Source organism: Lactococcus nasutitermitis (genome assembly GCF_018403765.1).
Lineage (GTDB): Bacteria > Bacillota > Bacilli > Lactobacillales > Streptococcaceae > Lactococcus > Lactococcus nasutitermitis.
Genome location: NZ_BOVQ01000007.1, coordinates 119587 through 139222, shown reverse-complemented (window position 1 = coordinate 139222; position 19636 = coordinate 119587). Strand labels below are relative to the sequence as shown.

The following is a 19636-nucleotide window of genomic DNA, read 5'->3' as shown; positions in this document are numbered from 1 at the left end:
AGCTGTTTCAACAGTCGGTGTATCCGCTTTCGCTTTTGGAGATAAAAAAGGAAGACTAGAAGCCCCGGCTAAAACAGTGAGAGCAGTTGTTGCATAAAGCCAATGCTTTCCTGATTTCCAAGAACAGAAACAGGCTTTCTGAGAAAAGTGTGGGGGTGTTTTCATAATAGGTGGGAAATCCTTTAAAACAAATTTTGTAATCTTTTGATTGCTTTTTTGTTTTATATTCTACTCTTCTTTGGAAATAAATGCAATAGATTTTTTTATTATTTAGAATGAATAACAAAAAAGCATCCTTTTGGATGCAGGTTTTACTTCTTAGCTATGTTCATTCACATAATACATCTTGATTCAGATACCAAACTGTACTAAGCTTTGGTAGGTTTTCCCCTATTCTGCTTATACACACATTACTAATACATTGAAATCTGAGTATAGTGAAAAATTCCAAAATAAACACCGTTTTTATTTTGAAATTCTATGTTTCTTTTTGCCACTTATCTAAGTTTTTTAAACAAAAAAATACCGTGGAAGCCCACGGTATCTATGTTTACTACTTAAAAATTATTTAACTGCGTCTTTGAGTGCTTTACCAGCTTTGAAAGCAGGAACTGTTGTAGCAGCGATTTTGATTGCAGCACCTGTTTGAGGGTTGCGACCTTCACGAGCTGCACGTTCGCGAGTTTCAAAAGTACCAAAACCGATAAGTTGAACTTTTTCACCTTTTGCAAGGAATTCAGTAACTGATTCACCGAAAGCGTTCACTGCTTTTTCAGAATCTTTTTTAGTCAATCCAGTTTTTGCTGCAACTTCAGCGATAAGATCTTGTTTGTTAGCCATTTAAAAAATGTCCTCCATTAATTTTTTACCTTTTTGAGCTTCTCCAAAATTAGAGAAAGCCTTTTACCTTTAGGCAATTTTCATTTTATCAAATGTTCATCTAATTTGCAACCTAAAACAGCGTTTTTTCTTGTTTTTCCGCGTTTTTTAAGCTTTTTCTTCGTTTTTCATAGATTTTTACCCCTTTTTTACTAAATCAAAAGAAAATTTTCCATCAACAAGATTAAGTTGATTGGCTTTTACATACAAGTTCTTAGCGATTGCAAGCTGTGGGAGATGAATAATAATTTGACTTTTTGAACTATCTACTTCAACAAATTTTGGTAAATTATAACCTTTTACCATTTGTAAAATTTCTTCTGTTGGTAAACTCAAACTTCCAGCTGAGATACTTTTTACAGATAAACTTACTGAGCCATCTGGAAGCGCTAAAGGTTCAAAATAAATATAAATTGGTACTTTCACCCCCATGATTTTATATTCGATATTGAGTACTGCTTCATCAGAAACATAAAATTTATAACTCATATTCTTTGTTTGATAATCTGCCAAATAACTGTTTATGAGTTGATTGAGCTGGCTCGTAGTGCTGGATATTTCGGCTACTTTTTGGTCTGAGCTTGTCTTACGGCTTTGCAAAACTGCTTGGTCTCGTGGTGTGAGAATTCTTACTGCGACAAAGGCAAATGTAGCTAAGTTGATTGCTAAAAGAAGGAGGAACAGCCATTTCCAGATTCCCAAACGTTTTTTGGGCTTTTTTTCTTTTGTTGCCGTTTGTTTTGATTTTCTTGAATGATTTTCCATGATAATTAATTTTCTTTCTTATAGCTGGCAAAAACTGCGCTTGCCATGATTTGATAGCCGATATTATTTGGGTGAAAATGGTCTCCTGTATAAAGTAAATCATTTTGAACGGTATCTGTACTACTCTCGCTTGTTGTGCTACTACTTGATTCTTCAATCGCTTGTTTGCCGTCCAAACCTTTATAAAGTAAATCATTGATTGGGACAAAATAAGCATTTTTTTCGGAAGCTACAACAGATTTTGTCGCAGTATTCCAATTATCAATGACGGTTTGCATGACTTTGATATTTGGAAAATTGAGATAGAAAGGATTATAAATGCCGACAACATAAATCTGTGCATTTGGATTTTCCTTGCGAATTGTAGAAAAAATCTTGCGAACACGTTTTTGATAAGCTTTAGCTGGTTGAGTAAAGTCTTTTGCATTGAGTGTAGAAATCTTTGAGATATTTTCTCTAATAACTTTTAGGACATCATTACCACCAACAGTAATCGTAATCACATCAGCTTTTTTAAGACCTGCTTCAATCTTTTTTTGACTTGTCATTCGTGCATAAATCTGGGCGCTGGTATCTCCTGCCTTACCAAAATTTTCATAATCAACAGTCACATTATAGCTATTGTCAAGTTGCTTGGCAAATAATGGCACAAATCCTCCTTCGCCAGTTGCATCTCCCACACCTTCTGTGAGTGAATCTCCAAGAGCTGCGTAGTTCAGCGTTTTTTCTGTCTTTTGTGTTGCTTTTTGTCCTCTAAATTCTGATTTTGCTGCGGGAAATACGAGGAGTAAAATCCCAAATATAAGCAAAATTGCCAGCACAAAGCCAGCAAGTTCTAGTAACCTTTTTTTCATGAGTATGTGATTGCGTGTTTTTTATCTTTTGGACAAGGTTCATCGCAATACTCTCCTTCCATCTTGACTCACTTTGCCATTTCATTCATAATCAATCATAATCGCCCAAGCACCTGGTCCTGTATGCGTTGCAATCGTTGTATTTGTATCTAAGATTGAAATAGGATGTTCAACGAATTTTTGTAGAGCTTCTTTCGCTTTTTGTGAAAATTCTAAGCCTTCAACATGGGAAATACCAATTTCTTTGATTTTTCTTCCAGAATTGCTCAATGTTGCGGCTAATTCATCTAACCATTTGTAAAATGTTTTTGTACCACGTCCACGAGTAAGCGTACCTAGTTCACGATTTTTTAGTGTTCCAATCACTTTTACATTGAGAAGGCTCCCAAAAAGTCCCGTCATTCGGCTGACACGTCCACCTTTTACTAGATTTTCTAGGGTTGAAAATCCAATATAGAGTTCGGTATTTTTGCGGATATGCGCGATTTTTTCAAGAATTTCATCTTTTGATAGTCCGAGTTTTGCCAAACGTGCTGCTTCTACGACTTGAAATTTCTGTGCTTGGTCTGTAAAATCGCTGTCTAAAACGGTCACATTTCGCCCAGAAAGCAACGAACCTTGGCGCGCTGCTTCAACTGTTCCACTCAAACTCTCTGTCAAGTGAATAGAAATAATCTCATCTTCTTCGTCAGCTAGATTTTCATATGTTTCAGCAAAAACACCGACAGGAGGTTGACTGGTTTTTGGCAGAGCTTTGGAGGCTGCCATTTTCTCCATAAATTCTGGAAGTGTCAAATCTGCGTCCGAATAAAGAGTTCCATCAATCATTACTGACAAGGGAACAATCGTAATATCCAACTCACGCGCAAGTTCAGGCTCGATGGTGATTGACGAATCTGTCACAATTTTAATGGCCATAATTTCTCCAAATTGGTTTTTTCTTTTTGTACAAGTAAACTAAAAACAAAAAACGACAATTTCTTTTCTATACAATTTATGCTATTATTATTATATCAAAATTTCAGACAGAAAGATTAAAAAAGGTTAAAAAGTGTTCTTTTATAAACGCAAATTTAGTCCTTTTTATAATGACAGAGAAAATTATGGAAAATATAGGTTCACGTGCTTATCAGATTGTCAATGAGGTATTTAATGCTGTGACACACGGTGTGGGAATTGGACTGGCGATTGCTGGACTTGTTCTCTTACTTGTTAAAGGAAGCGCAAGTGGTTCATCTCTTGAGATGGTTGCTTTTGCTATTTATGGGGCGAGTCTGATTTTGCTTTTTTTGTTCTCAACTTTGGCACATAGTTTGCATTTTACTCCAGCAGTCAATGTTTTTCGAGTGTTTGACCACAATGGGATTTATTTTTTGATTGCTGGGACTTATACGCCTTATTGTTTGGTGGTTGTGAAAGGTTGGTTGGGCTGGACTTTACTTTCTGTGATTTGGGCTTGTGCTATTCTAGGGATTGTAATGACTTCGATTTTTCTTCCTCGCTGGAACAAAGTGCCTAAACTTTCGACGGTTTTATATGTTGTTATGGGCTGGATGATAATGATTGCTATTTATCCACTTTGGCAAAAGATGGGACACGTTGGGTTTTGGCTTCTTGTCATTGGTGGTGTGATATATTCTGTTGGTGCTATCATCTATCGTTTTAAATTTCCTTTTGCGCACGTTATCTGGCATTTGTTTGTCATTGCTGCAGCTTTACTGATGTGGTTTTCTGTTTATGGTTATGTCGGATAAAAAATATCTCAGCTAAAAAATAGCTGGGATATTTTTATTTGTAAACGGCATTGAGAACATAACCTTGCAGACGTTTTATGAGTTGTTCGCTTTCTTCGGCGTAGATGGTCGTTTGAGTGGTTGTTTTGCTATCTGCAAAGTGTAATATGACTTGCTGACTTCCTGGAAATTCTTGCAAAATCTGGGAAAGTTTATTATTTCTGCTACTATCAGCGAGATTAAGCCAGAGTTTTCGGTCAGTTTTTTCTGCCGGAACGATATGGTCGGCAAGGAGTTGTAGCTCGTCATTGCGCTCGGAAACTTTTCCTGTGATGAAGTAAAATTTTCCTTGTTCGAGTTGTCCTAGATATTCACGGTAATGTTCTGGAAAGAGGGTGACATCAAAGTTGCTACGACTGTCTGTGACACTCAAAAATGCCATATTTTGTCCTGTTTTGGTACGATGTACACGAATACGAGCAATTTCAACTAAAATGGTGCTACGACGATTTTTCACTAATTCATCAAAATTTGAGAAATTTCCTGAAAAATGTTGAGCAAGTGCTTGTAAGGGATGTGGTGTGATACCAACACTTAAAAGTGACTTTTCTTGTTCATATTTTTGGGCTTGTGTGAGGTCTTCTGCTTGTTGATAGCTGAATTTTAGTTGCATATTGCCAAAGAGGTCGAGCTGGATATTTTGTGTGTAGTCAATCAGCTGGGAAATATTGACTAGGAGTTTCCCTCGGTTGTCGTCCATTTCATCAAAAGCGCCAATCTGAATTAGTGGAGAGATAAGCTCTTCTTTTTGAAAATTTGCTGGGAGTTTTTTCACAAAATCTGGCAAATCTGTGAATGGACGATTTTCTATGATGGTATATGCCATATCGCGTGGTACAGACTTGATGTGTGCCAATCCTAGGTTGATTTTTTTATCATTGACACGGTCATGATAGGGCATTCGATTGATAGAAGGTTTATCTATTTTGAAATCATTATCTAATGCATCTAAAATCATCGTTTCTCGTTTGCGGTCGTGAAGCTGGACTTCGTAAAATTCATCGGGGAAATTTGCTTTGAAATAGGCGATTTGAAAGGCTAAAGCTGCATAAGCATATGCGTGTGAGCGGTTGAAGCCGTAATTTGCGAAGCGTTCAATCAGGTCATAAATCTGGACAGCTTGTTCTGTGCTATGTCCCATTTTTGTGGCTCCAGCAAGAAAATCGGCTTTTAGTTTTTCAAATTCGTTGCCTTTTTTCTTGGAAATGGCTCGTCTGAGGAGGTCGGCTTTGCCAAGTGAAAACCCTGCAAAACGTTGTGCTACTTGCATTATCTGCTCTTGATAAATCATTATGCCGTAGGTTGGAGCGAGAATTTCTGTGATTGAGCTGTCCACTTCTGGGACTGTTTCTTTGCCATGTCGGCGTGCAACAAATTGCGGAATGAATTGACTTGGGCCTGGTCTGAAAATCGAGGTCGCATCTACGATATCATCAAATGCTGTTGGGGCAAGATTTCGCAGAAAACGGCGCATTTGTGGATTTTCAAATTGGAAAATTCCCATTGTATTGCCAGCTCGAAAAAGTGCCAATGTTTTTTCGTCTTCGAGGTTGATGCTGAGCGGATTTATCGTGATTTTTTTGCGTTTTTGTACGAGTTCTTGCATCTGGGCAATGATAGTGAGATTGCGCAGTCCGAGGAAGTCAATCTTTAATAGTCCGATTGCTTCGACATCTGGAGCTTCATATTGCGTCAACGCGAGGTCTTCTGAGGGTTTCAGTGCTACATAATGGATAAGTGATTGCTCGCTTAAGACAACGCCGGATGCGTGCGTGGAGGTCTGTCTAGGCATTCCTTCGATACGCTGTGCCATTTCATAAATGTGCTGAAGTTTGGGATTGCGCAAAAGTTCGGCTTTGAAACGTGGATTACCTTCGTATTCGTCGGCAAGATTGCCAAAACGATGAGCGAGAAGTTTTGTGAATGTCGAAAGTTCGGCTTCGCTCATGCCAAAGGCTTTGCCAACATCGCGCAGGGCTTGGCGCTTTCCAAAAGTTGAGAAAGTCACAATCTGTGCGACATGGTCAGAACCATAACGATTTTTCATATAGGCAAGAAGTTCGGCGCGACGGTCATCTGGCATATCAATGTCAATATCGGGCATTGCGACACGTTCTGGGTTCAAAAAACGCTCGAAAATCAGATGATTTTTCACTGGGTCCACGTGCGTAATTTGCAACGCGTAGGCAACCAGTGAGCCAGCGGCTGAACCGCGTCCCATTCCACAATAGATATTTTTTTCACGAGCGTAGCGCAGGAGGTCAGCGACGATGAGAAAATAATCGTCAAAACCCATTTGGTGGATGACGGCGAGTTCTTGATTGAGGCGCTCTTGGTAAACTTTTTGACGGCTTTCTTCGGCAGCTTGATTATCTGAATTGGCAATTTTTTCTTTTGACAAGTCTGTCAAAAAAGTTGCGGAGTTTGCTGTTGTTGCTCCTAGTTCTGTTGGCGCTTTTGACAGGTCTGTCAGTGAATTTTGCTCTGTCAGATGTGCTGAAAATTCTTTGATTTGACTGTTTGATGTTTTTGACAAGTCTGTCAAAAATTTTAAGCCTTGTTCGGCTGTTTCGCGGAGAAGTTCGGCAGCATTTTTGCTCTTGTCAAATCTTGGAAGTTCAAGTTTTTCGTCAAAATCATAGTGAATGTTTTTTGACAGTTCTGTCAAATTTTTTAGAGCTTCTGGAAAATATTTTTGGAAATAATTTTCATAAAACTCTGGACGTTGTAAAAGTTGACTTGTGTCAGCCGTCAATGTCTCATCAAAAAGCCCGCCATCACGCACGGTGTGCAGGATTTCTAAGGTCGAATTATCAGGAAGGCGCAAATAACGCACAGCTGGAAAAGGTAAAGTCGGCAAGGAAAACGTCGCTGTCTTGTCCGTCTGCTGACTGATACCAACAAAAGTATCTGTTATTTTTGACAGCTCTGTCAAATCCGAAAAATTACCATAAGCCTCTGGTATCACTAGCGCAATTCCTGTCAGATAATTTTGAATTTCCGAAAAAACATGATGTCCATAATTGTGCAAACTAGAAATCCGCAACAAATTTTTGTAGCCTGCCGTATTTTTGGCAATCAGCGCCAGCACAATCGGCAAGCCAGCAATATCAATAGTCAGCTCAATCGCCAAAATTGGCTGCAAACCGCGCGCCACAGCTTTTTTCGCAAAACGAAATCCCGCGTGCAAATTGCCCACATCACAGATTCCAATCGTGCGATAGCCCAGCTTTTGCGCCGTTTCCAAATAATCATCTACACGCACCACACTGTCTAAAAAACTGTATTCGGTTTTTGTATTGATTGGAACAAACATAAAACTCCTTTCCTCGAAAAATAGCTGATTTTATTTTTGACAAAGCTGTCAAAAAATTTTCCTATTCTTTTTTACTTATTTTTTTGACAAAACTGTCAAAAACTTGATTTCATGAAAATAGCTTTCAAAAATTTGAAATTTATCCTTAATTATATTATACTTGATTTTGGATAAAAAATAACAGAAAGAGGCGTAAAATATGAAACTTATTGTTGCATTATTTTGGTCAGTCGTTCTTGGCGAAGTCGCTGGATACATCATGACCGCCCTCGCAGGCGTTCCTGACAATGCTACGTGGACACTTGGTGTCAGCCTTGTCTTTGGCATATTTGTTTATATCGTCAGCATTGTTGCTGTCGGAAAAGATACTAAAGAAAATTAAAAATTTGTCAATTTTGACTCCACAATCAAAAAAAGGAATTTCGCAATGAAATTCCTTTTTTTATTATGACCAAAAATACTCACCCACCTATTGTTTCACTCTAAAAAAATCTGAGTTTTTAATATACAATTTCTCAAAAAGTGTCCAGATACTTGCAACTATCTGAAAATAGGTTATAATTAGTAAGGAATTAAAAATTACAAAATAATAAAAGCTTAGCTTTTGTATCTTAAAGAAAGGAGAGTGCTTCAAGCTTGGAAAGCGACATCCCTATACCCACCCACAGGCAATTTTGTCAATCATTTTTATATCTTCAACTTGCGAGCACTTCTCGTCTCATTTTTTGCGCTTAAAATAAGCCTAAAAACGATGGATACAGTGTGCGTTGCTAAAGGAATAACATAAAAAGGGCAAATTGTGCAAATTTTTGAAATGTCATTCATGAAAAACCGTTCTACGATGTTTTGCGACTTTTCCTGAAGAACATTTCTATTTACAAGCTCGAAGCCATAGCAAAAATGGCTCCTACTATTGCATCAAATAAAGCGGTTTGTCTGGTAAACGGACGAATCCATCGTGTATCTGGTGGAGACTATCTCGAAAACCTCGACCCAAGTCTCCAAACGGTTATCAAACGTGATTACCCAGAGGCAGAACCTCATAGTTTTATCTGTAATGAACATCAGGTAAAATTTCGTTTGGAAGTCCTTGATACACTATTTCATCTTGATTTACAGAAAAACTTTACTGTTAATGATCAACTCAATGAAGAACTCAAGAAAGCAAATTTTGAAATTCAGGACGTTGAAGAACAGCTCGAAGCTCAGGAAACTTGGGGAGAGCGTGCCGCAGATAAAGTAACTGAATTTGTTGGTTCTTGGTCTTTTATCCTTACCTATGTTGGTATTCTTATTGTCTGGATGTTTCTCAATGTCACAGGACTTTTATTTGGTTTTCAATGGGATAAATATCCTTTTATCTTGCTCAATCTTTTTCTCTCAATCACAGCAGCTTTACAAGCTCCGCTCATCATGATGAGCCAAAATCGTGCGAGTGACCACGACCGTCTTTCAGCAAAAAATGACTTCCTTATCAATACAAAATCTGATAAGGGCATTCAAGCACTACACGAAAAGCTTGACCATCTGATGATGGATGACCAATCCTCAAATATGCAAATTCAGAAAATACAAACTGAAATGCTTGGAGATATTCAGATTCTTCTTAATGAAGTTTATCAGCAAAATCAAGATATTCGCGAACGCCTTGATGATGTTGAAGACCAGTTGGATGATTTTGAAGAAAGTCTTGATACTATTGAAGACAACACCAACGATGAAGAAGATAATGAAAAGCAGACAAATAATCCTTGAAACTGAGGATTTTTTGTTTGCTTTACTTAATTACCAGCTTTTGATATACTTTTAGGTAATATAAGTTTTACATATTCAAGAAGGGAAGGATATTTTTCTTGAGAAATTTTCTAAAAATATCCTTGAAACAACATATGACTACAAATTTAGAAATCGAGTTTAAATCGCTTTTATCGCTGGCAGAATATGACCAGTTGAAGCAGCTTTTTACTCATGTTACACCTATCAGACAAACCAATCATTATCTTGATTCTCCAGATTTGAAATTAAGAAAAAGAAAATTAGCATTGCGCATCCGTACTTTTGACCATGATGCTGAAATGACACTCAAAGTTCCTCAAGAAGTAGGAAATATCGAATATAACATTGCGCTCACACTTGAGGAAGCACAACAACTCCTTTCCGCTCGGAATATCACTTGTGGAAATACTGACCTTTGTGAAATCTCGGATATTTTGGAAGAACGAGATATTGATTTGAGTGAAATCACTACGATTGGCTCTCTGACTACCATTCGCTATGAGCAACATTTACCAATCGGACTTGCAGCGCTGGATAAAAATGATTATCTGGGACATACAGATTATGAGTTGGAATTAGAAGTTGAAGATGATGTTCAAGGCAAAAAAGATTTCTTTGATTTTTTGTCAAGAAATCAGATTGAATACCGTTTTTCTAAGTCAAAAGTTGTACGTTTCTTGGATTGTTTGCGCCATTTAAAAAAATAAAAATTTTTGATTATACATTTAATTTTCTTAAAATTGTTTGAAAAATTACTGAGTTCTTGTCTTGTGTAACGCTTTCATTATTTTTCATGTATATTACTTTGCTTCCTAATTCTTTTTTGGTAAGATATTCTTTGTGATAATCATAGAAGTGGAGAAACAAAAACTGTATGTTTGAAATTCATTATTATTTTACTCCTATTTTGGACGCGCTTGAGACTTTTGACGAGAATGATTGGCATCTTTGCCCCGTTCTGACCTTAGTTACGGCAAAGGCTTTACGTGACCGTTTGGAGCTTCCACGTAATGTCGAAAATCTTAATGCTTGTTATGACAGACTGCAAAAGATTTCTGTTGATTTTTTGACAGTAAATCTTCATGGACGAAAATATGGAAGACAGTTTTTATTAAAATTACAAGAAAAACTAGCAGAGCCAGGTATTTTGGCTTACAATGACCTTTTGCGTCATCAAATTTTACAGGAAATTGGTTTACGAACTTCTGATTTTATCATTTATCGTGATTTTGGAAAACAAGAATTGGCCTTAGTTTCTCAAAATTTCCATAAAGATAACTTTAAACAAAGTCCTGCCGGTCTTATAATGACCGACACTGAATATTTGCAACTTAACAAATGTGACCATCATCATTTGCAAAACTACTTAAAAAATATCGAAAAAACTGCCTAATTGGCAGTTTTTTATTTGCATATGTGTGGACTTTTAAAGTTCCATTTCTTGTTTTACCTCACTATTTGTTTGGGCAAAAGCTTCGGAAAAGTTTTTATTGAGTTCTTTAATATGTCCCACACGGATTTTTTTCACAAATTTTAATTTCTTTAATTCTTCTAATGTTGCTTCTAGATTTTCTTGATTGATGTAAAGTACGCTGTAATGTGCTTTCTGACTTGTATAATTCACATCTCCAAAACGCGTCAACTGGCGACTTCCTTTATGTGAATTAGAATAGACATAAATTGGTATGCGCTCTGGAACTTCTAAAGGACGAATATTTTTTTCGCTATTTTCAGTGTTCATTTCGATGGTGTCGGTCATGACGACTTCCTCCTTTCAGTGGTATATTTTCATCAACATAGATATTTTCTGAAATGCTACTGGCAATTTTTTTTGTCAAATTTGACAAAATCACCTGAACATCATTTTCAGCCAATCGAAGCTGATAAACTTTCTCATCCATAAAAATCTCTTTTTGTAATTCTCGAAGTTCTGGACGATAAGCTAAAAAATCTCGATTTTCATTGAGTTGAGCAATCTTTTTTTGTAATTTCTCATCTGCTAAAAATGCTCTACGCAGCTTTTTATATCTCGCTACTTCCGAAGATTTTCCAATTTCAGTAACTAGATTATCAAATGAATTTTCGATTTCCAGTAATTTTTCATCAATGATTAACATAATTATATTATAACACATTTGGTAAAGCGACGATACTTCGCTTTACCGAACGCTAATGAGGTATCTAGGAAGTTCGCCCTAGCGACTTCCATCTGACCGTTGATGCTTTAGCATCTTACGGGCAGTGATACTTATAACAGAATTTGGCTAATAATGAGTAAAGGCGATAAAGAATGCAAAAAGTCGAAAGCTTATTTCGACTTTTGTGAAAATTATTCTAATTCTAACTCAATTTCTTCTGTTTCAACAGTTTCCGCTGCTTTTTCAGTTTTCTTTGCTTTACTTGCTTTTTTATCTGGTTTTTCAGCAACTTCTGCTACTGCTGGTGCTTTTTCATCTGGAAGTAAACCATGTTCAAGACGGATTTTGTGGTCAATTTCGTCAAAGACTTCTGGATGTTCTTTGAGATAAGCTTTTGCTTTCTCAGCACCTTGACCAATTTTTTCATCATTATAAGCAAACCATGAACCAGATTTTTTGATAATTCCCTCATCTACAGCAATGTTTAATAGTTCACCTGTTTTAGAAATTCCTTCACCAAACATGATGTCAACGAAAGCTGTTTTAAATGGTGGTGCTACTTTATTTTTGACTACTTTAATTTTGGTTTGTTTACCAAGTGCTACTTTGTTGTCCCCTGTACCTTCTTCAATCTTTGTTGAGCCACGTACATCAAGGCGGACAGAAGCATAAAATTTCAAGGCACGTCCACCAGGTGTTGTTTCTGGAGAACCAAACATGACACCGATTTTTTCACGTAATTGGTTAATGAAAATCGCTGTGGTTTGTGTTTTATTGATATGCCCTGCAAGTTTACGCATGGCTTGTGACATCATACGCGCTTGCAAACCAACTGAGCTATCTCCGATTTCTCCGTCAATTTCAGCTTTTGGTGTGAGAGCTGCGACTGAGTCAACAACGACAAGGTCAACTGCACCTGAGCTAATCAATTTTTCAGCAATTTGCAGACCTTGCTCGCCATAGTCAGGTTGAGATAGCAAAAGCTGGTCAATATCAACGCCGAGAACCGCTGCATATTCTGGATCCAACGCATTTTCGGCATCAATATAAGCGGCAATTCCACCTTCTTTTTGAATGGCAGCCACTGCGTGCAAGGCGACTGTTGTTTTACCAGAACTTTCTGGGCCATAAATTTCGATAATACGTCCTTTAGGATATCCGCCTGCTCCGAGTGCAATATCAAGTGCCAATGAGCCTGAGCTCATCACTTGCACTTTTTGATTGGCTGCTTCGCCAAGACGCATAAGTGAGCCTTTCCCAAAGTCTTTTTCAATAAGTGCCATCGCATCTGACAAAGCTTTATCGCGTTCTGCACCATATTTTTTTGTTATGTCTTCAAAATTTGTTTTTTTCTTTGATGCCAAATTTTTTTCTCCGTTTACTTTATTATTACTATATTATAGCATTTTTTTGTTCGTTTTTTAAGAGATAAATTTTATTTTCTCCTTACTTTTATATACGTTTTTTTGATGAAAATGTCACAGATTTTTTTGACAAAACTGTCAAAAAATTTTTTTCTGACAATTTGGGCAAAAATGTGTCCCACGTCCAGCAACCTTGATTTTTTCGATAATCGTACCACAACGTGGACAAGCTGTGCCTTCCTTGCCATAAACTTTCAGCTCATTTTGCATATCGCCTTCTTTGCCAAAAGCGTTCGTGTAGGTGCGAATACTTGAGCCACCACGCACGACAGCGAGTTGCAAAATCTCAATAATCGTGTCGTGCAACAGCTTGATTTGCTCCTCGGTCAAAGCCATCGCCATCGTCTCAGGATGAATCTGCGCCGCCCATAGTACCTCATCAACGTAGATATTTCCAAGACCTACTACAAGTGTCTGTTCCAGCAAGTATGGCTTAATTTTCTTTCGCGATTTCTGTAATTTTTTTCTGAAAATAGACAGGTCAAAATCAGTAAATGTTGGCTCTGGTCCAAGATTTTTTTTGACAAAATACTGTTCAAGTTTTTTTGACAGTTCTGTCAAATTTTTTTCAGTCCCAATCAACTCCCAAGTGCCAAATTTACGTACATCATTGTAAATTAAAGTCTTACCATCTGCAAATGTCATAAAAATATGGTCATGTTTTTGCACAACAAAATCAGCTGTTTCCAGTCGATATTTTCCTTCCATTCGCAAATGTGAGATAAGTGCCAACTCATCAAACTCAAAAATTAGATATTTTCCCCGTCGAGAAACTTGCCGAATTGTTTGACCGAGCAGCGCCGATTTCAAAGCATCAAAACCTGTCAAAACCATTCGTGGATAGCTCGCTTTGAGCGCAACAATTTTTTCTCCTGTAACCAGTTTTGATAGCCCACGTCGAACTGTCTCAACCTCTGGTAATTCAGGCATTTCGACCTCCTTTTTTTCTCAAATTTTTTGACAGTTCACCCTGTCCGGCAGTCTGTCAAAAAATTTACTTACATATAATCTTCTTTCTTATAACCAAAATCAGCTAAATCCATCTTGCGGTCGCGCCAATCTGACTTTATCTTGACCCAAGTTTCAAGATAAACCTTGTCTCCCAGCATAATCTCAATGTCACGGCGCGCCAGCTGTCCGACTTTTTTAATCATCGAACCACCTTTTCCGAGAATAATTCCCTTCTGGCTCTTGCGCTCAACAATAATCGTCGCCATAATGTGAATTTTCCCCGTTTCCTCATCACGCGTCATCTGGTCTGTCGTCACCGCAATGCTGTGCGGCACTTCTTCGCGCGTCAGCAGCAAAATCTTCTCGCGAATCATCTCACTCACCAAAAAGCGCTCAGGATGGTCAGTTATCATATCTTCTGGGAAATACTGCGGACCTTCGTCCAATTTTCCAGAAATTGTTTCAATCAAATTCACCGTGTTATTGCCCTGCAAAGCAGAAATCGGCACAACTTCCGCAAATTCCATTTGGCTTGTATAATCCGTCACAATCTCAAACAAACGGTCTGGATGGACTTTGTCAATCTTATTGACGACCAAAATCACAGGAACTTTCGCTGTTTTCAAGCGCTCAATAATCATATTTTCGCCCGTCGAACGTGGCTCGTCTGCCGCCACCATAAAGAGCACCACATCACATTCGCGCAGCGTTGAGTAGGCAGATTGTACCATGAAATCGCCCAGCGCATTGTGCGGTTTGTGAATACCTGGCGTGTCAATGAACACTATTTGTTCATTTTCCGTCGTATAAATCCCCTGAATTTTATTGCGTGTCGTCTGCGGTTTATCACTCATAATGGCAATTTTTTGCCCCATGACCTGATTTAAAAACGTTGATTTTCCAACATTTGGACGACCCAAAATCGCCACAAAACCTGATTTAAATTTGTTATTTACCATAGCGCTATTATAGCACAAAAGCAGTCATTTTATCCGAAATTTTTTTGACAGCCTCATTTTACAATCAAAAAAGTTTTTGACAGAACTGTCAAAAACTTTTTTAGCAAATTTATCATAAAACGACAGCACCAGAATTATTTCCAACATAAGCAGCATTAATCGCACTTACAGATTTCCAATATTTTCCATAAATCGAATCCGTAATATGAAATTGTCCCGTCGTTGCATTATAACCGTCAATCAAATAAGTGTGACTATTACTCAACTCACGTCCACCATAATAATTGCCATTGACCACCTTAGCCGCTCCCTGTTGTAAGGTTCCATAAATAATGACCGGACGTTTTGCCAGAACATACTTTTCAATCGTTGCCATAGAACTTCCAGAAATATCACGCGCTGCCGAATCAAAACGTGTTGCATATTTTGCCAAAGCTGGCGCCCACATCACATAAGCAATTCCCGGATATCCAGAAGCTAGACTATCATAAGGATTCCCAACATAACCAATATTAGGATTTTGACTATGTGGCAACTGATTTATCAAATACTGAACTGAATTTCCCTGTGTTTTTCCGATTGCAACCAAACCATTATACAATGCGCACGCTTCACAAGCCTGATAAGCACCAATATTATTTTGATTGACCGAACCAGAAGTCATCAAAATATAATTCTTCACTCCTGTTCCTAAAGGCAAATCACCATCTTTCGGATTTCCCAAAGCAAGCGCCTTGAAACCTAAACCTTCGTTATTCCAACCAGCATTCACCAAACTTTGTTGCTCATAACTACTCGTTGTATAATTATGTTGACCATTATTCGGATTATACGCCCGATAAAGTGTAACAGAACCTCCAGAATAAAAAGCAATCCCCTCATAGCGCCAACCTTTTGCAACAAGTTGACCCTTTTCATAACTATTCACAGTATAAAAATGAACTCCAGAATTCAAATTATAAAGTCGATACACAGCCTGTCCACTAGAGGGTTCCATACTTTCCGTCCCTTCATATGACCAACCCGCCGTTTGCAAAGACTTTGCCTCATATAAATTTTCCGTATAAAAATGCTCTCCAGAAGTTAAATTATACATTCTATAAAGTTTCACTCCCAGAGTAGCTGCCCCGGCCTCTGAGACAGTACAGCCAAATCCAACAATTATAGTAATGACCGCAACTACTAATAATATTATTTTTTTCATCTTTTTATTATAACAAAAAAATTATACATATCCTATAAGAAATCAAAATTCACTTTATAAAAAAACTATCCAATGGATAGTTTTTCACTAATATTTTATCATTTATCACCACGATTACGCATCACAAAACCAGATTTCTTCTCAGTTCCAGTACGTGGGCGTGGTTTCTTATTATCTGATTTATGCTCATCACGACGATCATCACGTTTGCCACGGTAGCCACCACGATTATCATCACGGTCGTTGCGTTTATTGCCCCAGTTACGTTTTCCGCCACGATTTTCTCCATCTCCAGATTTTCCAGAACGATAGTTGCTATCGCGATTGTCTCTACCACGACCTCTTCCGCCGCCACGACCTTTTTTCCCTTTAAATCCAGCTTCCCCATTGTTAAATGGCAAAGGACGTTCAGGAGAAATATCGACTTTTTCCATCGTATCAGGGTCTTTGACACGTCCTTGAATAAGCAATGAAACCAGTTCTTTCACATCAAATTCTTCCATGAGTTTTGCAGCTTGTTTATCAAATTTGCCCAATTTCTCACGTAAAGTCTCATCCGTCAAATCACGTTTCACTTCATCCATCGCAACACCAAGTGAGGCACGGTAAGCTTCATCTTTTGTTGGTGGTTTCAAACCTTTCATTGGTTTTTTCGTCAAATTCTCAATCGCACGCAAATAACCCATTTCGTTATAAGTAACAAAAGTAACAGAACGACCAGATTTTCCAGCACGACCAGTACGGCCAATACGGTGAACATAACTTTCTTGGTCTTGTGTGATATCGTAGTTATAAACGTGTGTCACACCAGAAATATCAAGTCCGCGTGCAGCCACATCTGTTGCTACCAAAATATCCAAATGACCCGCTTTAAAATCACGCAAAACAGCCATACGCTTGCTTTGGTCCAAATCTCCGTGAATACCTTCCGCACGATAACCGCGCAATTTCAAACCACGAGTAATTTCATCCACACGACGTTTCGTTCGACCAAAAATAATCGCAAGTTCAGGACGTTCCACATCAATCAACCGTGTCAAAACATCAAACTTCTCAAATTCTTTAGCTTTCACAAAATACTGATCAATATTATCTGCCGTCATTTCCTTAGAAACAACTTTGATATGTTCAGGATTTTTCATGAATTTCACACCGATTTTTTTAATATCAGCAGGCATTGTTGCACTAAAAAGCAATGTTTGACGTTCAGTTGGTGTACTAGAAATGATAAATTCAATATCCTCTAAAAATCCCATATTGAGCATTTCATCTGCTTCGTCCAAAATCAATGTCTTCAAATCAGACAATTTCAAAGCCTTACGTTTAATCAAATCCACAATACGTCCAGGAGTTCCCACAACAATGTGCGCTCCAGATTTCAAAGCTTTGATTTGACGTTCAATACTAGAACCACCATAAACAGTACGGACTTTCAAAGATTTTGCCTTACCAAAACGGAAAAGTTCTTCTTGATTTTGTACCGCAAGTTCACGTGTTGGTGCGATTACCAAAGCCTGAATAGCGCCATTAGAAGCATCAATACTATCAATCGTAGGAAGCCCAAAAGCTGCCGTTTTACCAGTACCAGTCTGCGCTTGGCCAATCACATCACGACCAGCAAGTGCAAGTTTTATTGTTTGTTCTTGAATCGGAGTTGGCGTTTCATAGCCAATAGCGTCAAGCATCGCGAGAGTAGTCTCAGAGAGACCCAGTTCGTTAAATTTCAAGTTTTCACCTATTTTTTCTAATCGTATCTTCCGATACTCTAATCATTACAGGGCGCGAAGCCCATGACACAGGCGAAAAACTTTTTAACATCACTCGCCTGACGTAACTTTCCTATTATACCACAAATATCACCGTTTTTACAAAAAAACTTTCACTATTAATTTCTATGAAAATTCTTTCAAAAAATAACTTCGTCAACCTGACAAAGTTATTCTTACAAATCAATTCTCATTTCTCAGCTAAATTAAACCGAAAACTGTTCCATCAACTCCACATCAGGATATTTATCCTTGAACCAGCGCAAAGCAAATTCATTTTCAAACAAGAACAGTGGGTGTTCAAAACGGTCGCGTGCCAAAATGTTTCGGCTAGAAGACATCTTTTCATCAAGTTGGTCAGGATTTATCCAGCGCACTGTCTTATTTCCCATTGGCGTCATGACAATTTCCGCATTATATTCACGTTCCATACGGTCCTTAAACACTTCGAACTGCAGCTGCCCCACAGCTCCCAACATCAAATCTCCTGTTGTATAAGTCCGATAAAGCTGAACAGCACCTTCTTGTACCAACTGTTCAATTCCTTTATGAAATGATTTTTGTTTCATCACATTTTTAGCTTGTACACGCATAAAAAGTTCTGGTGTAAATGTTGGCAAAGGCTCAAACGCTGTCTTCAATTTTCCAGTCGCAAGCGTATCTCCAACCTGATAAGTACCTGTATCATAAACACCAATGATATCTCCAGCAACCGCATTTTCAACATTTTCCCGTGCTTCTGCCATAAATTGTGTCACATTTGAAAGCTTAATCTTTTTTCCTGTACGCAACAAAGTAGCATCCATTCCACGCTCAAACTCACCCGATACAATTCTCAAAAATGCAATCCTATCACGATGACGTGGGTCCATATTCGCTTGGATTTTAAAGATAAATCCAGAAAAATCAGGATTGAACGGTTCAACTTCTGTATCCTCCACCGTTTTATGAGCATGAGGTTCAGGCGCATATTCCAAGAAAGTTTCCAAGAAAGTTTGTACACCAAAGCTCGTCAATGCCGAACCAAAAAATACAGGTGTCAACTTTCCAGCAATCACCGCTTCCTCATCAAATTCATTTCCCGCATCTTGCAACAATTCTGCATCTTCTAAAGCTTGCGCGTAAAAAGGGTTTTGCGTCAAAGTATGTTCCGCAGGAATTTCTCCCTTTTCGTCCAAAGCTACAAAACGCTCATCATCTTCCGGTTGATAAACCTCAATCCGTCGATTATAAAAATCATACAGCCCTTGGAAATTCTTTCCCATACCAATCGGCCAGTTCATCGGCACAGACTGAATACCAAGAATATCTTCCAATTCCGAAAGTAAATCCAAAGGTTCACGTCCACCACGGTCAAGTTTATTGATAAACGTAAAGACAGGGATATTACGGTGCTTCACAACCTGAAACAGCTTCTTCGTCTGTGCTTCGATACCTTTTGCTGAGTCAATTACCATCACAGCCGCATCCACAGCCATCAAAGTCCGATAAGTATCTTCAGAAAAGTCCTCATGTCCCGGTGTATCCAAGATATTTACACGTTTCCCAGCATAATCAAACTGCATAACAGATGATGTAACTGAAATTCCACGTTCTTTTTCAATATCCATCCAGTCCGACTTCGCAAAATTCCCAGTTTTACGCGCTTTTACTGTTCCCGCTTCACGAATTGCCCCACCAAACTTCAATAATTGCTCAGTAATTGTTGTTTTACCAGCATCCGGATGAGAAATAATCGCAAAAGTGCGCCGTTTTTTTATTTCTTCTTCAATAGTCATTTTATCTCATATTTCCTTTATTTATTATTTTTC

19 protein-coding genes are annotated in these 19636 nt (G+C 38.1%); 5 read left to right on the top strand and 14 right to left on the bottom strand.

Translation table 11 applies throughout. The features are described 5' to 3' along the window. The 5 genes from KJS36_RS10955 to fakB form a co-directional block, all read right to left on the bottom strand. Positions 1–165 (bottom strand): KxYKxGKxW signal peptide domain-containing protein (locus tag KJS36_RS10955; RefSeq protein WP_213536574.1); only part of this gene is annotated, 165 nt, incomplete at its 3' end. Between the two features lie 399 nt (positions 166–564). After that, entirely contained in the window at positions 565–840 is a 276-nt protein-coding gene (gene hbs / locus KJS36_RS08890) for a non-specific DNA-binding protein Hbs (RefSeq protein WP_213536568.1), read from the bottom strand. 177 nt (positions 841–1017) lie between these two features. Continuing rightward, positions 1018–1644, bottom strand: a complete 627-nt coding sequence (locus KJS36_RS08885) for a YpmS family protein (protein ID WP_213536567.1) — start codon at positions 1642–1644, stop codon at positions 1018–1020. Positions 1645–1649: 5 nt separating this feature from the next. Then, positions 1650–2498, bottom strand: a complete 849-nt coding sequence (locus KJS36_RS08880) for an SGNH/GDSL hydrolase family protein (protein WP_213536566.1) — start codon at positions 2496–2498, stop codon at positions 1650–1652. An 81-nt stretch (positions 2499–2579) separates the two neighbouring features. Then, a complete protein-coding gene (fakB, locus tag KJS36_RS08875; RefSeq protein WP_213536565.1) occupies positions 2580–3416 on the bottom strand; it encodes a DegV family protein in 837 nt (278 codons plus the stop codon). Positions 3417–3601: 185 nt separating this feature from the next. Between fakB and trhA the strand changes: the two genes are divergently transcribed. Next, a complete protein-coding gene (gene trhA, locus KJS36_RS08870) occupies positions 3602–4252 on the top strand; it encodes a PAQR family membrane homeostasis protein TrhA (RefSeq protein WP_213536573.1) in 651 nt (216 codons plus the stop codon). A 34-nt stretch (positions 4253–4286) separates the two neighbouring features. Here the strand turns inward: trhA and KJS36_RS08865 are convergent, their stop codons facing one another. After that, complete coding sequence (locus tag KJS36_RS08865; protein WP_213536564.1) at positions 4287–7607, bottom strand: DNA polymerase III subunit alpha; 3321 nt, start codon at positions 7605–7607, stop codon at positions 4287–4289. Between the two features lie 199 nt (positions 7608–7806). Here KJS36_RS08865 and KJS36_RS08860 point away from each other — a divergent pair, with 199 nt between their 5' ends. The 4 genes from KJS36_RS08860 to KJS36_RS08845 all read left to right on the top strand — a co-directional run bounded on the left by KJS36_RS08860 (position 7807) and on the right by KJS36_RS08845 (position 10776). After that, positions 7807–7989 (top strand): DUF2929 family protein, encoded by a 183-nt coding sequence (locus tag KJS36_RS08860; RefSeq protein WP_213536563.1) that lies wholly within the window; start codon positions 7807–7809, stop codon positions 7987–7989. Between the two features lie 518 nt (positions 7990–8507). Continuing rightward, a complete protein-coding gene (locus KJS36_RS08855) occupies positions 8508–9362 on the top strand; it encodes a DUF1003 domain-containing protein (RefSeq protein WP_213536562.1) in 855 nt (284 codons plus the stop codon). Positions 9363–9496: 134 nt separating this feature from the next. After that, a complete protein-coding gene (locus KJS36_RS08850) occupies positions 9497–10090 on the top strand; it encodes a CYTH domain-containing protein (RefSeq protein WP_213536561.1) in 594 nt (197 codons plus the stop codon). A gap of 167 nt (positions 10091–10257) precedes the next feature. Beyond that, positions 10258–10776: a dithiol-disulfide isomerase gene (locus KJS36_RS08845; protein ID WP_213536560.1), complete on the top strand. Its 519-nt coding sequence runs from the start codon at positions 10258–10260 to the stop codon at positions 10774–10776. Between the two features lie 33 nt (positions 10777–10809). Here the strand turns inward: KJS36_RS08845 and KJS36_RS08840 are convergent, their stop codons facing one another. The 8 genes from KJS36_RS08840 to KJS36_RS08805 form a co-directional block, all read right to left on the bottom strand. Continuing rightward, positions 10810–11142 carry a YlbG family protein gene (locus KJS36_RS08840; protein ID WP_213536559.1) on the bottom strand — a complete coding sequence of 111 codons (333 nt, stop codon included), beginning with the start codon at positions 11140–11142 and terminating at the stop codon, positions 10810–10812. After that, on the bottom strand, positions 11114–11500 hold the full coding sequence (locus KJS36_RS08835) for a YlbF family regulator (protein WP_213536558.1): 387 nt from the start codon (positions 11498–11500) through the stop codon (positions 11114–11116). Before KJS36_RS08835 ends, KJS36_RS08840 begins: the two co-directional genes overlap by 29 nt. A gap of 212 nt (positions 11501–11712) precedes the next feature. After that, positions 11713–12885 (bottom strand): recombinase RecA, encoded by a 1173-nt coding sequence (gene recA, locus KJS36_RS08830; protein ID WP_213536557.1) that lies wholly within the window; start codon positions 12883–12885, stop codon positions 11713–11715. Between the two features lie 138 nt (positions 12886–13023). Beyond that, positions 13024–13875, bottom strand: a complete 852-nt coding sequence (mutM, locus tag KJS36_RS08825; protein WP_213536556.1) for a DNA-formamidopyrimidine glycosylase — start codon at positions 13873–13875, stop codon at positions 13024–13026. Between the two features lie 68 nt (positions 13876–13943). Beyond that, entirely contained in the window at positions 13944–14855 is a 912-nt protein-coding gene (gene era, locus KJS36_RS08820; RefSeq protein ID WP_213536555.1) for a GTPase Era, read from the bottom strand. A 112-nt stretch (positions 14856–14967) separates the two neighbouring features. Further along, a complete protein-coding gene (locus KJS36_RS08815) occupies positions 14968–16059 on the bottom strand; it encodes a C39 family peptidase (RefSeq protein ID WP_213536554.1) in 1092 nt (363 codons plus the stop codon). 98 nt (positions 16060–16157) lie between these two features. Continuing rightward, positions 16158–17786, bottom strand: coding sequence for a degradosome RNA helicase CshA (cshA, locus tag KJS36_RS08810; RefSeq protein ID WP_213536553.1), 1629 nt, complete (start codon positions 17784–17786; stop codon positions 16158–16160). A 245-nt stretch (positions 17787–18031) separates the two neighbouring features. Then, positions 18032–19603, bottom strand: a complete 1572-nt coding sequence (locus KJS36_RS08805; RefSeq protein ID WP_213536552.1) for a peptide chain release factor 3 — start codon at positions 19601–19603, stop codon at positions 18032–18034. Positions 19604–19636: the final 33 nt, after the last annotated feature.